Consider the following 14292-nt stretch of genomic DNA (forward strand, 5'->3'; position numbering starts at 1 on the left):
AACCACACCCCACGCCGCGAACACGGAGGTCGGCACCCTCATGAAACTCCACGACGCACTCGCACGCGCCCTCGCCGACAACGGCGTCGACACGCTCTTCGGCCTGACCGGCGACGCCAACCTCTTCCTCGTCGACCACTTCATCCGGGAGTGCGGGGGTACGTACGTCTCCGCCGCGCACGAGGCCGGCGCCGTGCTGATGGCCCACGGGTACGCCAGCGTCACCGGACGGATCGGGGTGGCCACGGTGACGCACGGGCCAGCCTTCACCAACACCGTCACCGCGCTGATCGAGGGCGTGCGCAGCCGTACGCCGCTGGTCCTGATCGCCGGCGACACGCCGGTCGTCGACACCGAGCACATCCAAGCCGTCGACCAGCGCGCCGTCGTCCTCGGCACCGGGGTCGGCTTCGAGCAGGTACGCGCGATCGAGACGGCCGTGACCGACCTCGGCACCGCCCTGCGCCGGGCGGACGTCGAGCGCCGGCCGATCGTGCTCAACGTTCCCGTCGACTTCGTCTGGCAGGAGAGCGGGTACGAGCGCGTGGACGTGCTTCCCGTACCCGCGCAGGCTCCCGGCCCCGACCCCGCCGCGCTCGACAGCGCCATCGGCGTCATCGCCTCGGCCCGCCGCCCGCTCGTGCTCGCCGGGCGCGGCGCCACGTCGCCCCGGGCCCGCGCGGCCCTGCTGCGCCTCGCGGACCGCCTGGGCGCGCCGCTGGCCACCACCCTCAAGGGCAAGGACCTCTTCCGGGGCGAGGCGTTCGACCTCGGCATCTTCGGCACGCTCTCCACCGCGCCGGCGGTGGAGGCGATCCTCGACGCCGACTGCGTGATCGCGTTCGGGGCCAGCCTCAACAAGTGGACCACCGCGGTCGGCGCGTACCTCGACGGCAAGGCGGTCGTACAGTGCGACCTCGACCGCGGCGCGATCGGCCGGTACGGCCCGGTGGCGGCCGGCATCGTCGGCGACGCGGGCGCGGTCGCCGAGACGATCGCGGCCTGGCTGGACGAGGCGGAGGTCCCGGCGACCGCCTTCCGCTCGCCGGCGCTCGCCGCGAAGCTGGCCGGGTACGACCCGGGCGACTACACCGACCAGAGCAGCGGCGAGACGGTTGACGAGCGCACGGTCCTGCGCCGGCTGGAAGAGGCGGTGCCGGCCGACCGGACGCTGGTCACCGACGGCGGGCAGTTCATCTTCAACGCGCTGAAGATCCTGCACGTGCCGGAGCCGGAGGCATTCGTCCTCGGCGTCAACTTCGGCTCGATCGGGCTCGGCATGGGCAACGCGATCGGCGCGGCCGTCGGCGCCCCGCACCGCCCCGCGCTGATGCTCTGCGGCGACGGCGGCTTCATGCTCGGCGGGCTGGTCGAGTTCAACAGCGCCGTCCGGGCCGGCGTGGACCTGATCGCCGTGGTCTTCAACAACCGCTGCTACGGGCCGGAGTACGTGCACTTCGTCAACCACGGCCGCGACCCGTCGCTGTCGATGTTCGACTGGCCCGACTTCGCCGGCGTCGCCGAGTCGCTCGGCGGCCGTGGCTTCACCGTACGCAACCTGGCCGACCTCGACCGGCTGCCGAAGCTGATCGCCGACCGGGACCGCCCGCTGCTGATCGACGTACACCTCGATCCCGCGCTCACCCCAACCGAGCGGGAGCAACACCGCCGCTGATCCGCAGGTCACGGTTGGGTTTCGCCACGGAAAGGTTGTTGACGTTGCCGACATACGAGCCTAATCATGAGCATGATTAGTACAGTCACTCTGACAGACGGGTGAAGTCCATGCGTGGATTGCATCGACGGACCTTCGCGGTGGTCGGTGCCGCGCTGCTGGCGTTCGCCGCCGCGTGCGCGGGTGACCCCGACTCCGCCGACCCCTCGGCCGCCGAGGACCCCAACGGCAACATCAACATCGCGTTCTCGGGTGGCGCCGCCACCTTCGACCCGCACAAGGCGCCCACGCCCGCGGAGTTCGCCTACTTCACGGCGGTGTACGACCGGCTGCTGCGGCTCAGCACCGACGGCACCAAGCTCGAGCCCCAGCTCGCCGAGGCGTGGTCGTTCGCCCCCGACGGGAGCTACCTGGAGCTCAAGCTGCGTACCGGGGTGAAGTTCCACGACGGCACCCCCTTCGACGCCGAGGTCGTGAAGCTCAACGTCGAGCGGGCGAAGACCGTGCAGGGCACCCGGGTCGCCCCGCAGCTCGCCTCCGTCGACGGCGTCACCGTCGTCGACCCGGCGACGGTCCGCCTCCAACTCGTGGCCGGCCGCGGCGCCGACCTGCCGACCGCGCTCGCCGGTTACCCCGGGTTCATGGTCAGCCCCAAGATCCTGGGTGGCTCGGCCGACTTCGGGCTCGACCCGGTCACGCTCGACGGCGGCTCGGGTCCGTACCGGGTGAGCGCCTTCAAGCCCGGCGAGTCGGTGAGCTTCGAGCGGGTGGACGGTTACTGGGGCGGCATCCCCGAGCGGGCGAAGACCATGACGGTCACGTTCGTGGCGTCGACCGCGGCCCGGGTCAACGGGTTGCGGGCCGGGCAGTTCGACCTGGCCCAGATCACCGGCGTCGACGTGCCCACCACGCAGAAGCTGATCGACCAGGGCGTGATGAAGGGGTACACCCGCACGGTGCGGATCTCGTACTGGCTCTTCCTCAACGCGGCCATGCCCCCGCTGGACAACCAGCAGGTCCGGCAGGCGATCAACTACGCGGTCGACCGCGAGAGCATCGGCAACGGCCTGTACGGCGGCGCCTGCGTACCGAACTACCAGCCGTACGAGAACGGGTTCTGGGCCAGCAGCCGCAAGCTCGACAACAAGTACACGTTCGACGAGCAGAAGGCGAAGGACCTCGTCGCCTCCTCCGGCGTGACCAACAAGACCGTCACGATCGAGTTCGGCGCCCAGAGCGCGTACGAGCCGGCGGCCACCGCGATCCAGACCGCGCTGACGAAGATCGGGCTGGACGCCAAGCTCGGCCCGGTGCCGCAGGCGGAGGCGTTCACCCGCTTCAACGCCGGTACGTCGCAGGCGGTCGTGACCGGCATGATCCCGGGCGCCGACCCGAGCGTGCTGGTCGCCAACTACCTGCTCGGCGGCGCCAACCTCGCCATCCGCGGCGGCGGCGCGGCCGGCCAGCAGATCAGCCAGCTCGCCGCGCAGGGCGTCGACCCACGCAAGTCCGACGCCGAGCGCGCGGCGATCTACCAGCAGATCCAGGAGATCGCCTCGGACCAGGCGTGGTTCGCGCAGATCTGCTCCTCGCAGCACCTGTGGATCCGGGACGCCAAGGTGCTCGGCGCCGACGACACGTTCCGCGGGCTGTGGCAGGGCCTGCCCGAGCTGGGCGAGCTCCGCGTGACCGCGAGCGCCTGAAAAACAAGGGGGCCGGCACCTCTGGTGAGGTGCCGGCCCTCCGGCTTTCAGACCACGCCGGCGGCGCGCAACGCGGCGACTTCACCCTCCGAATAGGACAATTCAGCGAGTACGGCTTCCGTGTGCGCGCCGAGCGCGGGGACCGGCTCCATCCGCGGCCGCCGTCCGGGCAGCCCGATCGGCGGCAGCAGCGCGGCCACCGGACCGCCCGGTGTGTCCACATCGGAGAGCCGGGAGCGCTCGAGCAGCTGCGGGTGCGACCACACGTCGCCGACCTCGCGCCCCTGGCCGTTGGCGATCCCCGCGGCGTTCAACCGGTCGACCGCCTGCTTCACGGTGAGCGTGCCGAACACCTCGTCGATCGCCGCGGTGAGCGCCGCGCGGTGGCGCACCCGTGCCGGCCCGGTCGCGAACCGCTCGTCGCCGGCCAGCTCCGGCCGCCCGAGCACCTCCGCGGCGAAGACCCGCCACTCGCGTTCGTTCTGCACCGCCAGCATGACCTCGCCGCCGTCGCCGGTGCCGAACACGCCGTACGGCGCGATCGCCGCGTGGTGCGCGCCGGTGCGCCGGGGCGGGGTGCCGCCGTACCGGGTGTAGTAGAGCGGGAAGCCCATCCACTCGGTGAGGCTGTCGAAGAGGCTCACCTCCACCGCCGCCCCGTGGCCGGTCCGCTCGCGCTCGTACAGGGCGGCCAGGATCGCGCTGAACGCGTACATCCCGGCGCCGATGTCGGCCACCGGGATGCCGCTCTTGGCCCGGTGCTCCTCGGTGCCGGTGATGGAGAGCAGCCCCGCCTCGGCCTGGATCAGCGCGTCGTACGCCTTGGCGTCCCGGTACGGCCCGTCCGGCCCGTACCCGGAGACCGAGCAGACCACCAGCCGCGGGTACCGCCGTCGCAGCTCCGCCGGGCCGAGGCCGAGCCGGTCGGCCGCGCCCGGCGCCAGGTTTTGCACGAACACGTCGGCCCGGCCGAGCAGCCGCCGCACCACCTCGATCGCGGCCGGCTGCTTGAGGTCGAGCGTGACGCTCTCCTTGGACCGGTTGAGCCAGACGAAGTGGCTGGACTGGCCGTGCACGGTGGCGTCGTAGTCGCGGGCGAAGTCGCCCCGCCCGGGCCGCTCGATCTTGACCACCCGGGCGCCGAGGTCGGCGAGGTGCCGGGTTGCCAGTGGCGCGGCGACCGCCTGCTCGCACGCCACCACCAGCACACCGTCGAGCGGCAGGGCCGGCTCGCTCACAGCCCGATCACCACCGTCTTGGTCTGGGTGTACCCGAGCAGCCCTTCGAAGCCCTTCTCGCGGCCGTGGCCCGAGCGCTTGCGCCCGCCGAACGGCAGCTCGATGCCCCCGCCGGCGCCGTAGGTGTTGACGAACACCTGGCCGGCCTGGATCTCGCCGGCGAGCCGGTGCACCCGGCCGACGTCACGGGTCCACAGCGCCGCGACGAGGCCGTACTCGGTGCCGTTGGCGAGCGCGACCGCCTCCTCGTCGGTGCGGAACGGGGTGACCGCCAGCACCGGCCCGAAGATCTCCTCCTGGGCGATCACCGCGTCCGGCGGGACCCGGTCGAAGAGCGTGGGCCGGAAGAAGAAGCCCCCGTCGAGCGCCGGCTCGTCGGGAACCGCACCGCCGGTGACCAGGTCGGCCTCGCCGGAGCCGGTACGGACCAGTGCCGCGACCCGGTCCCGCTGCTTGGCGTTGATGAGCGGGCCGAGGTCGGGGTCGGCCGCGCCCGGCCCGATCCTGACCGCCTCGAACCGCTCCCGCAGCCGGGCGACGAACTCGGCGTGCACGTCCACGTGGACCAGGGCCCGTGAACCGGCCGAGCAGGTCTGGCCGCAGTTCTGCAGGATCGCGTTGGCGATCAGCGGTACCGCCCGGTCCAGGTCGGCGTCGGCGAAGACGATGTTGGGCGACTTGCCGCCCAGCTCCAGCACCACCGGTACGACGTTGCGGGCGGCCGCCGCGGCGACCTCGGCGCCGACCGGCCGCGAGCCGGTGAACGAGATGTGGTCGACGCCGGGGTGCGCGGCGAGCGCGGCGCCCGCCTCGGGTCCGAGGCCCGGCACCACGTTGACCATGCCGGGCGGCATCCCGGCCTCCAGCGCCAGCCGGGCGATCTCCACGGCGGTCACCGGCGTGTCCTCGGCCGGCTTGACCACGCAGCAGTTGCCGGCGGCCAGGGCGGGAGCGAGAGTGCGGCCGACCATCTGCAGCGGGTAGTTCCACGGCGTGATGTGCGCGGTCACCCCGAACGGCTCCCGCTGGGTGTACGCGAACAGGCCCTCCATCGGCGGCAGCGTGTCGCCGTGCAGCGCGCGCAGTACGCCCGCGTAGAACTCGAAGTAGCGGGCCACCACGACGACGTCGGCGGCGGCCTGCCGGCGCGGCTTGCCGACGTCGCGGGTCTCCAGGTCGGTCAGCCGGTCGTGGTCCCGCCGGATCAGCTCGGCGAGGCGCATCAGCAGGCCGGCCCGCGTCTCGGCACTCATCCGCCGGGCCGCCGCCGTCGCCTCCCGGGCGGCCGCCACCGCGCGGTCGACCTCGGCCGGCCCGAGCCGGGCAGCGCGGGCGAACGGCTTTCCGGTGGACGGGTCGAGGTCGAGGAACGCGTCGTCCCCGGTGACCTCCGCGCCACCGATCACCGCCGGAACGGCCAGCAGGTCGGCGCCCATCACGACACCACCCGCATCACGTCCCGCAGGTCGTTGAAGGCGCGCAGGGTGCGGACCATCGACGCGCCCCGCCACTCGCGCACCGGCAGTCGCGCCATGGCGGTGGCGATGTTCGCCATCGTCGGCAGGTCCTCCCAGCGCGCCTCCCGAAACTCCACCGACCCGCTCCCCTTCCACGAGTCGAGCACCCGGTGCTCGTACAGGCCGGCGGGCATCATCACCACGTACGACACGTCGGGCAGGGTGAGGTCCGCCGAGTTGGGGATGTACTTGTGGTTCAGCCGGGGCAGTCCGGCGAGACCGGTCGCTGGCGGCTCGGCCAGCGCCCGCTCCTCCCGGTCGGCCGGCCAGGGCGGCAGGGACAGCCCGTCGAACCGTACGGTGCAGAAGCGGTAGCCGAACCAGCTCGCCTCGAACGTGGTCCCCTGCGCCGTGACCGCCGGGTCGGGGATGTCGGCGAAGAGCTTGGGGTGCCCGACCTCCTCCCGGCCGGCGATGATCGGGTCGGCGAGGCTCTCCCACATCACCGCGACGAAGTTGCCCTCGACCCGGTCCCGCTCCCCCTCGAACGTGCTGCGAAACAGCACCTCGATGTAGTTGTAGGCGCGGCCGGCCAGCCAGGCGAGGCTGTGGTTGTAGTGCACGTTCACGGACACGACCGGCTCCGGCGCCGGGGTGAACCCGGGCGGGAGCAGGGCGGCCATCGCGTCCGCGTCGGTGAGGTACTCGACGGTGAGGACGGTGGCCCGGGAATGCTCGCCGTTGAAGCGGCGCCCGTCCGGGCCCTGCCGTGGCCCGAGCGACGGGCCGAAGCCGACCGGCATGCGATAGATGGTCAACGGGCACCTCCGGCGACGTGGCGGAATATGCTGCTATTCATTATCATACTTAGGTCGCTCTCGTCGCCTGAGAGCCCCCTGGAGGTCCGATGCCAAGTACCGTCGCGGGGATCGTCGACTCCCTGCTCAACGACCACCCGCTGGCCCTCGACGACCCGTACCACCTCTACGCGCAGGTGCGCGAGCGCGAGCCCGTGTTCCGCACCGAGCGGGGGCTCTGGGTCCTCAGCCGGTACGACGACATCTCGCGGGCACTGCGCCACCGGGGCATGAGCATGCTCGCCCAACTGAAGGCGAACCCGCGGTACGCCACCAGCCCGACGCTGCAGACACAGGCGGCGAGCATGCTGTTCTTCGACGACCCGGCCGAGCACGCCCGGCAGCGGCGGCTGGTCAGCCAGGCGTTCAACAACGTCACGGTGCGGGACCTGTCGGTGTGGGTACGCCAGCACGTCACCCGGCTGCTCGACGCCTGCCTGGACAAGCCGGCCTTCGACTTCATGAACGACTTCGCCGAGCACATCCCGGTCGCGGTGATCTGCAAGATGCTCGGCGTACCCGACCGGGACATCGAGACGTTCCGGGACTGGAACTTCCTCATCACCTCGGCGACCGCCGTCAACGTGCCCGACGAGAAGATGGCGAAGATCGAGGAGGCCACCCGCAACCTGCTGGCGTACCTCGACGACCTGCTCGCCGACCGCGCCCGCCACCCCGCCGACGACCTGATCACCAAGCTGATCCAGGCCCGCGACCAGGACGACCGGCTGTCCCGCGAGGAGACCACCGCACTCGCCTTCCTGCTGCTGGTCGCCGGTTCCGACACGACCTCGGCGTTCCTCGGCGCCGCGCTGGCGGCGTTGCTGCGCGAACCGGAGCAGTTCGCCCTGCTGCGCGAGCGCCCCGACCTGATGCCGAACGCCATCGAGGAGCTCATGCGCCTCCACGGCCCGGTCCACTTCGGACTCATCCGGACCACCACCGAGCCGCTCACCGTCGGCGACGGCGTGGAGATCGGCGTCGACCAGCCGGTGTGGACGCTGCTGTCGGGCGGCAACCGCGACCCGCGCCGCTTCCCCGAGCCGGACACCATGGACCTGACCCGCAAGGACACCCGCCACCTCGGCTTCGGCTTCGGCATGCACACCTGCCTCGGCGCCGCCCTCGGCCGGATGGAGGCCAGCGTCGCGCTCGGCGAGCTGCTGCGCCGTACCGCGTCCATCTCCGCCGTCGAGGAAACGGTCAGCTGGGTCGACCACGGCAACCTGCGTACGATCGCGGCGCTGCCGGTCGAGGTGACACCGGCCTGAGGTGCTGTGATCGAAGCTCCCGTCAAGTCGTTAGAACGACTTGACGGGAGCTTCGATCACGGACGTGGGGTGGGCAGGGCTCTGCTAGCGGGCCTTGGCGAGCCGGTCGAACTCCGGCAGCGCGGCCCAGATGCCGGGCATCGTGTCGTCGACCCCGACCATCTTCGCGTTGTGCGCCCAGAGCTGCCGGGCGCTGCAAACCTGCACCGACCACGCCTGCGCGGCGACCACGCCCTGGATCTCCTGGTACTTCGTGCCCCGGTCGGCCTCGGAGAGCGTCGGGTCGAGCGCCTCGGCGGCCAGCGTCTTGACCCGCGCGACCTGCGCCGGGTCGCCGCCGCGGGAGATCGTCGCGCCGCCGAGCACGTACCGGCTGACGTAGGTGCTGCCGTCCGCCCCCGGCACGATGCCGGTCAGCGTGGCCATCGCCTCGCCCCCGTTGAACCGCGGTGACACCTCCCCCTGCGGTACCGGCTTGAGCTGGGCGTTGATGCCGGCCGAGGTGAGCTGCGCCTGTACGGCCTCGGCCGTCACCTTGTGCGCCGGCCCGAACTCGATGTCGAACGTCGGGTTGGCCAGCCCGGACTCGGCGAGCAACTGCTTGGCCTTGTCGAGGTTGAACGCGTAGCCGCTGTCCACCTCCGCGTTGTGCGCCGGGTTTCCCGACCCGAAGGGCTGGTAGCTCGGCGCGCACTGCCCTTGGTACAGCTGGTTGCCGATCGCGTCGCGGTCGATCGCGAACTGGATGGCCTGCCGGAGCTTGAGGTTGTCCAGCGGCGGCTTGGCCGAGTTGAGCATCAGCGTGTGCGAGCCCCGCACGTCCTTGACGTACACCTCGTAGCCGCCGGCCTTGGCGCCGTCGAGGGTGGGCTGGGTGTCCGGCCCGATCGTGACCTGTACCAGGTCGAACTGTCCGGCGCGCAGGCCGTTGATGCCGGACGCCGCGGTCGAGACGGTGATCGCGATGGTCTTGGCGCGCTGTACCGAGTCGTCCCAGTAGTTGTCGACGCGCTCGAAGGTCGCCGACTCGTTGGGCCGCAGATCGGCGAGCTTGTACGCACCGGAGCCGGCGTCGCCGGGCGCGAGCTTGAGGTCGCGACCGTCGGCGAGCGCCTTCGGCGACACCATCTCGCCGACGTTCGTCGTGAACGCCACCGGCAGCGCGGCCCCGCCGCTGGAGAGGTTGAGGACCACCGTCGCGTCGTCGGGCGTGTCGATCGAGGCGATGCTGGCGAGGTCGGGCGCCACCGTGGTACCGGCGACGCTCTTGCCCCGCTCCAGGTTCGTCTTGACGACGGCGCTGGTGAACTTCGTGCCGTCGTGGAACGTGACGTCGGTGCGCAGCTTCAGCTCCAGGCGCTTGCCGTCCGGGCTGAACGTCCAGCTCTCGGCGAGCATCGGCAACACCTTGTTGCCATCGGGCGACATGCGGGTGAGCCGGTCGTAGATCAGGCTGCTGTACGGCATGTCGGCCGGCGAGACCTGCCGGTGCGGGTCGAGGTTGGTCGGCGGCCCGGCCCAGGCGACGCGGACGGTCGCGGCTGGATCGATCTCGACGGACCCGGACGGGCCGCCGGACGGCTCGGCGTCGGAGACGCAGGCCGCCACCCCGCACATCATGAGCGCGAGCCCGGCCGCGCCGAGCCCTCTGGTCCATCGTGATGTCTTCACAGCACGTCCTCTCACGGCCTCAGCGTGAGAAAACTATGCTCAACATTGTAACCGTTGTCAACAACTCGAAACGCTACCGACCCGGATCCGCATAGTGCTCCTCCAGCGCCGTCGCGGTGACCTCCAGCCAGGGGCGCAACGGCAGGCGGCCCAACGCCGCGTCGAGGTCACCGTCGCTCTCCGCCCGCCAGACGCCGACCGTGCGGGCCTCGCCGCGCACCCGCCACATGCGGACGATCACACCCTCCGCGCCGAGTCGCAGCGCCGCCTCCCGCTCCGCGGCCAGCAGCGCTTCCCGCTGTCCTTCGGGCACCCGGTTCAAATCAAGAGAAATCGATACCAGAAACTCCACGACCTGACCCTAAGGGACGCCGATAACGGCTTCCCGCCACGGTGGCGGAGGACAAAGCACACGACCTTCGGGAACGGATGCCGGAGGACCGCCGACGCCGGTCGGTCGGCGGTCCCCGGTGCTTTACCTGTTCGTGTCGCGCGTCGGTTTCCGGCCTTCTAGGGGCAGCGCTGCCACTTGAAGTGGTAGACGGTCTCGATGTCACCGTCGGTCGAGTCCATCGTCACGAAGCTGGTGCCCGTCGACGAGCCCCGGTTTACGCGCAGCTCGGTGTTGATGTTGAGATTCCGCAGTTCACCGCAGGGGCGCCAGACCAGTGCGGCTACCTCCACCTCGTCGGTGGCGATCCAGTTGTCGTCGAGCGGAGCGCTGAGCGGGTGCGTGGTGAAGCTGCCCTGCGACATGCCCTGGAAGTAGTAGTTGGCCCGCTGAATGGCGCTCGCGCCCGACTCCAGCAGCGCGTACCCCCGGTGGTCCACCTTGGCGATCGCGAAGGTGAAGCCCTGTGGCACATGGACGAGCACGTTGATCTGACAGTTCTTGCGTCCGTCGGCGACCGGTATCCCGGGGCCGGCCTGTGCCAGGTAGTCGCTGTAGATGACGGTGAAGGCGGTGTTGTCCGGCGAGACAGCCACGTCCGCCGTGCCGGGACGGCACCCGGAGCCCGCCATCGCGATGAGGTCGATCACGACCTCGTCCGCCGGCGGTGGAGTCGGGTCGTCCAGGAAGCCCTCGGCGGAGGCGGGCGTCGAGCCGATCAGCGAAGAGGTCAACAGCGCCAGTACAACACCACTACGCACCAATAGCTTACGCATGGGACTCCTTTCGAAGCGATGCGAGGATGCGCGCGCGCCGGCCAATGCTACGTTTAAAATCGAGAGATATCAATGGGTGTTCAAGGTCGACATATTGTTTCGACTGGCATTTCGATTAGACGGATATCAATGGCTTGTGTGATCTACGACTAGCTGGCTAATATCCCACGCGAGACACGAACCCATGCGGCCGCCCCGTCAATCACTTTCGCAACCCCCGAGGAGATCCAATGACGGTAGGAAAGATCGGCGCCGGGCGCGCGATCACCGTCGCGCTCGCCGTGGCACTGGCACTGTCCCTCCCCGGATCGGCCCAGGCCGGGGAGGACGAGTCGGCCGCGACGGAGGCGGTCCCGGTCGACGCGATCCAGGTCGACGTGGTCGCGGCGAACGGCTCGGGCTGCCCGCCCGGGACCGTCCGGGCGATCAGCAACGCGGACCGGACGGGCTTCCGGATGACGTACGCCAGCTTCGTCGCGGAGGCCGGCGGGACAGCGGACCTCACCGACCGCCGCAAGAACTGCCAAGCGGCCCTGCTCGTGACCGTCCCGGCGGGCTGGACCTTCGCGATCGCCGAGGCTGAGTACCGCGGCCGGATCCGCCTCGACTCCGGTGCCACGGCATTGCACCGCACCAACTACTACTGGCAGGGCTCTTCCGAGAACAACACGGTGGACCACCCGCTCTCCGGCCCGCTGAGCGGCATCTGGCGCGCCGACGACAAGGCCTACACGCTCGTGTACCAGCCGTGCGAGGAGCAGCGGATCCTGAACGTCAACACCGAGCTTCGCGTCGACGAGGGGACGTCGAGCCGGCGAAACACCATCTCGATGGGTTCCAGCGAAGGCGACGTGGACACCCTGTTCAACTTCGCCTGGCGGAGGTGCTGAGCGACCCGCCATCAGGCCGCACGAACGTCAGCAGCACCCCCGTCGCGGCGGGGGTGCTGCGTCGCGGTTTCAGGGTTGGTCGTAGTGGCCGGCGGCGATGTCTTCCAGGAGGGTGGGGCCGGTGGGCCGCCAGCCGAGCAGCTCGCGGGTGATCTGGCTGGTCGCGGGGAGGTCGGCGGCGAGGACCCGGCCGATGAACCCGAGCTCGTCGGCGAGCTGCTCGGCCGGGACGGAGCGCGCCGGGATGCCGAGGCGGCCGGCGAGTGCTTCGGCGATCTCGCGTACGGGCACGCCCTCTTCCGCGACGGCGTGCAGGATGGTCCCGGCGGGCGCGGCCTCCAGCCCGAGGCGCACCAGCCGGGCGGCGTCGGAGCGGTGGACCGCCGGCCAGCGGTTGGCCCCGTCGCCCGGGTAGCGCACGGCTCCGCCGCGCCGGGCCGCCTGGGCGATGACCGAGACGAAGCCGTGGTCCTCCGCGCCGTGCACGGTCGGGGCGAAGCGGGCGCTGACCACCCGCACGCCGCGCCCGGCGTACTCCAGAGCAAGGTTTTCCGCGCCACCGCGCGGTGAGTCCGGCCCGGCGGCGGGGTTGGGGTCGCGCTCTGTCACCGGCCGGTCCAGGCCGAATCCGGCCACGCCGGCGGCGAGCACGAACGGCCGGTCGGAACCGGCGAGGGTGTCGCTGATCGTCTGCACGGCGGCCCGCTCGGCGCGGTTGGACTCCGCGGGGTTGGTCCAGTCGTGCTTGTTCGCGAGGTGGACCACCGCGTCGGCGCCCTTGGCGCCATCGCGGATCGAGTCCAGGTCGTCGAGGTCTCCGCGCTGGACGCTCGCCCCGAGCCGGGAGACGGCAGTGGCGGACGCCTCGGAGCGGGCGAGGCCCACGACCTCGTGACCCGCGCCGACGAGCTCGGCCACGACCGCGCGACCGATGAATCCGGATGCTCCGGTGACGAAGACGCGCATGGTGAAGCCTTCCTGAGATGACGTGATGTCAGTTGCTGACATCACCGAGGCTAGCACTGATGTCAGTTACTGTCATCGCGTACGCCGGTGCCGTTAGGATCGACACATGGCACGGTGGCAACCCGGCGCGCCGGACCGGTTGCAGCAGGCGGCGATGGAGCTCTTCGCCGAGCGTGGCTTCGAGGCGACCACGGTGGCCGACATCGCCGCGCGGGCCGGGGTGACCGAGCGGACCTTCTTCCGCCACTTCGCGGACAAGCGCGAGGTGCTCTTCTTCGGTCAGGACCTGCTCCAGTCCGCGTTCGTCGGCGCGATCACCGACGCGCCCGAGGGCATGTCCGCGATCGCGCTGGTCTCCGCGGCGCTAGAGGCCGGCGCCAAGGGCCTGCAGGAGGCGCGCGGCCAAAGCCATGCCCGGGCCCGGGACGCGATCATCTCCGCCAACCACGCGCTCCAGGAACGTGAGCTGCTCAAGCTGGCCGGCCTCGCCCGCGCCGTGACGGCCGCACTCGTCGCCCGTGGCGTCGCCCCGGCGCGGGCCCGCCTCGCCGGCGACCTGGCCATGGCCGCGTTCGCCGCCGCCTTCCAGCAGTGGGTCGAGTCCGGCCAGACCCGCGACCTGACCGACCTCGTACACGAGGCGACGTCCACCCTGCGCGACATCGCCACGAGCTGAACCGGGCGCGGACGTGTGCCGGGCCGCCTGTGGCGGCCCGGCACGCGCTCCCGGAGGGGGTCAGATCATCCAGCGGTTCTTCTGGACGAGGGGCAGGCGGGTCCAGATCCGGCCCAGGCCCCAGGTGTGCCCGGCGTAGGTGAGAGCGAGCACGACCAGCACGATGGCGTAGACCAGGTGGTAGTCCATGAACGGGTTGGTCGACCCGGACGCCTCACCAGCGGCGGTGTACCGGTCCGGGGGAAACTCCGCGGCCCACATCATCAACATGATCAGACCACCGGCGGCGGCCGAGACCCGCAGACCGATCCCCGCGATCAACGCCAACCCGACCGCGGCCATCCCGACCATGAACAGGGCATCCACCCACCACAGCCCGGCCAGATCATGCGAGACCGACTGGAACGGCCCCACCTGCACGTGGGACAGGAACCCGTTGGTCGGCGAGCCACCGTTGATCCAGGCCCGCTCACCCGGGGTGGAAAACCCCAGACCAAACGTCTTGTCCAAGAACGCCCACAGGAACACAAACCCGGTACCCACCCGCAACACCGCCAAAGCACGGGCAGCGGTCGTGGTGAGCATGTGCCCAGGAGCCTCAGCAGTCTCAAGAGCATGGGCCGGCACCTTCACCGGACCACTGTTGGTGGTGGTCATCGCCGCCTCCGGAAGCCTCATCGCGCCTTCGTTTCGTTGACACCCACAGCCTCACCCGAACCGA

Annotated in this window: 13 protein-coding genes; 5 read left to right on the forward strand and 8 right to left on the reverse strand. The window is 70.9% G+C overall.

The window, feature by feature from the left end:
• The first annotated feature begins 40 nt into the window (after positions 1-40).
• Positions 41-1675: a thiamine pyrophosphate-binding protein gene (locus RB614_RS42965; RefSeq protein WP_308718490.1), complete on the forward strand. Its 1635-nt coding sequence runs from the start codon at positions 41-43 to the stop codon at positions 1673-1675.
• A gap of 110 nt (positions 1676-1785) precedes the next feature.
• Positions 1786-3378, forward strand: coding sequence for an ABC transporter substrate-binding protein (locus RB614_RS42970; protein ID WP_308718491.1), 1593 nt, complete (start codon positions 1786-1788; stop codon positions 3376-3378).
• A 47-nt stretch (positions 3379-3425) separates the two neighbouring features.
• On the opposite strand, the gene RB614_RS42975 is transcribed toward RB614_RS42970, so the two are convergent.
• Genes RB614_RS42975 through RB614_RS42985 form a run of 3 tightly spaced genes read right to left on the reverse strand, consistent with a single transcriptional unit; the run spans position 3426 to position 6891 of the window.
• Positions 3426-4616, reverse strand: a complete 1191-nt coding sequence (locus RB614_RS42975; protein ID WP_308718492.1) for a CaiB/BaiF CoA transferase family protein — start codon at positions 4614-4616, stop codon at positions 3426-3428.
• Complete coding sequence (locus tag RB614_RS42980) at positions 4613-6052, reverse strand: aldehyde dehydrogenase family protein (protein ID WP_308718493.1); 1440 nt, start codon at positions 6050-6052, stop codon at positions 4613-4615. The genes RB614_RS42975 and RB614_RS42980 overlap by 4 nt, the downstream gene beginning before the upstream one ends.
• Positions 6052-6891 (reverse strand): acetoacetate decarboxylase family protein, encoded by an 840-nt coding sequence (locus RB614_RS42985; RefSeq protein WP_308718494.1) that lies wholly within the window; start codon positions 6889-6891, stop codon positions 6052-6054. Before RB614_RS42985 ends, RB614_RS42980 begins: the two co-directional genes overlap by 1 nt.
• 89 nt (positions 6892-6980) lie before the next feature.
• Here RB614_RS42985 and RB614_RS42990 point away from each other — a divergent pair, with 89 nt between their 5' ends.
• Positions 6981-8201 carry a cytochrome P450 gene (locus RB614_RS42990; RefSeq protein WP_308718495.1) on the forward strand — a complete coding sequence of 407 codons (1221 nt, stop codon included), beginning with the start codon at positions 6981-6983 and terminating at the stop codon, positions 8199-8201.
• Positions 8202-8285: 84 nt separating this feature from the next.
• Here the strand turns inward: RB614_RS42990 and RB614_RS42995 are convergent, their stop codons facing one another.
• The 3 genes from RB614_RS42995 to RB614_RS43005 form a co-directional block, all read right to left on the reverse strand.
• Entirely contained in the window at positions 8286-9872 is a 1587-nt protein-coding gene (locus RB614_RS42995; RefSeq protein ID WP_308718496.1) for an ABC transporter substrate-binding protein, read from the reverse strand.
• Between the two features lie 73 nt (positions 9873-9945).
• Complete coding sequence (locus RB614_RS43000; RefSeq protein ID WP_308718497.1) at positions 9946-10224, reverse strand: muconolactone Delta-isomerase family protein; 279 nt, start codon at positions 10222-10224, stop codon at positions 9946-9948.
• Between the two features lie 158 nt (positions 10225-10382).
• Positions 10383-11039 (reverse strand): DUF4360 domain-containing protein, encoded by a 657-nt coding sequence (locus RB614_RS43005; protein ID WP_428983223.1) that lies wholly within the window; start codon positions 11037-11039, stop codon positions 10383-10385.
• A 230-nt stretch (positions 11040-11269) separates the two neighbouring features.
• Here RB614_RS43005 and RB614_RS43010 point away from each other — a divergent pair, with 230 nt between their 5' ends.
• Entirely contained in the window at positions 11270-11929 is a 660-nt protein-coding gene (locus RB614_RS43010; RefSeq protein WP_308718499.1) for a DUF4360 domain-containing protein, read from the forward strand.
• 69 nt (positions 11930-11998) lie between these two features.
• Here the strand turns inward: RB614_RS43010 and RB614_RS43015 are convergent, their stop codons facing one another.
• Positions 11999-12937, reverse strand: coding sequence for an SDR family oxidoreductase (locus tag RB614_RS43015; RefSeq protein ID WP_308718500.1), 939 nt, complete (start codon positions 12935-12937; stop codon positions 11999-12001).
• A 64-nt stretch (positions 12938-13001) separates the two neighbouring features.
• On the opposite strand from RB614_RS43015, the gene RB614_RS43020 reads away from it, so the two are divergent.
• Positions 13002-13571 carry a TetR family transcriptional regulator gene (locus RB614_RS43020; protein WP_308718501.1) on the forward strand — a complete coding sequence of 190 codons (570 nt, stop codon included), beginning with the start codon at positions 13002-13004 and terminating at the stop codon, positions 13569-13571.
• Between the two features lie 60 nt (positions 13572-13631).
• On the opposite strand, the gene RB614_RS43025 is transcribed toward RB614_RS43020, so the two are convergent.
• Positions 13632-14249, reverse strand: a complete 618-nt coding sequence (locus RB614_RS43025) for a hypothetical protein (RefSeq protein WP_308718502.1) — start codon at positions 14247-14249, stop codon at positions 13632-13634.
• Positions 14250-14292: the final 43 nt, after the last annotated feature.

The sequence above is a fragment of the Phytohabitans maris genome (genome assembly GCF_031085175.1).
In the GTDB taxonomy this organism is placed as follows: domain Bacteria; phylum Actinomycetota; class Actinomycetes; order Mycobacteriales; family Micromonosporaceae; genus Phytohabitans; species Phytohabitans maris.

Bases quoted from the DNA above. Each gene is read 5' to 3' on its own strand.
- RB614_RS42965 (WP_308718490.1), top strand. From the start codon at position 41: ATGAAACTCCACGACGCACTCGCACGCGCCCTCGCCGACAACGGCGTC.
- RB614_RS42970 (WP_308718491.1), top strand. From the start codon at position 1,786: ATGCGTGGATTGCATCGACGGACCTTCGCGGTGGTCGGTGCCGCGCTG.
- RB614_RS42980 (WP_308718493.1), bottom strand. From the start codon at position 6,052: ATGGGCGCCGACCTGCTGGCCGTTCCGGCGGTGATCGGTGGCGCGGAG.
- RB614_RS42990 (WP_308718495.1), top strand. From the start codon at position 6,981: ATGCCAAGTACCGTCGCGGGGATCGTCGACTCCCTGCTCAACGACCAC.
- RB614_RS43005 (WP_428983223.1), bottom strand. From the start codon at position 11,039: ATGCGTAAGCTATTGGTGCGTAGTGGTGTTGTACTGGCGCTGTTGACC.
- RB614_RS43010 (WP_308718499.1), top strand. From the start codon at position 11,270: ATGACGGTAGGAAAGATCGGCGCCGGGCGCGCGATCACCGTCGCGCTC.
- RB614_RS43015 (WP_308718500.1), bottom strand. From the start codon at position 12,937: ATGTCAGCAACTGACATCACGTCATCTCAGGAAGGCTTCACCATGCGC.
- RB614_RS43020 (WP_308718501.1), top strand. From the start codon at position 13,002: ATGGCACGGTGGCAACCCGGCGCGCCGGACCGGTTGCAGCAGGCGGCG.
- RB614_RS43025 (WP_308718502.1), bottom strand. From the start codon at position 14,249: ATGAGGCTTCCGGAGGCGGCGATGACCACCACCAACAGTGGTCCGGTG.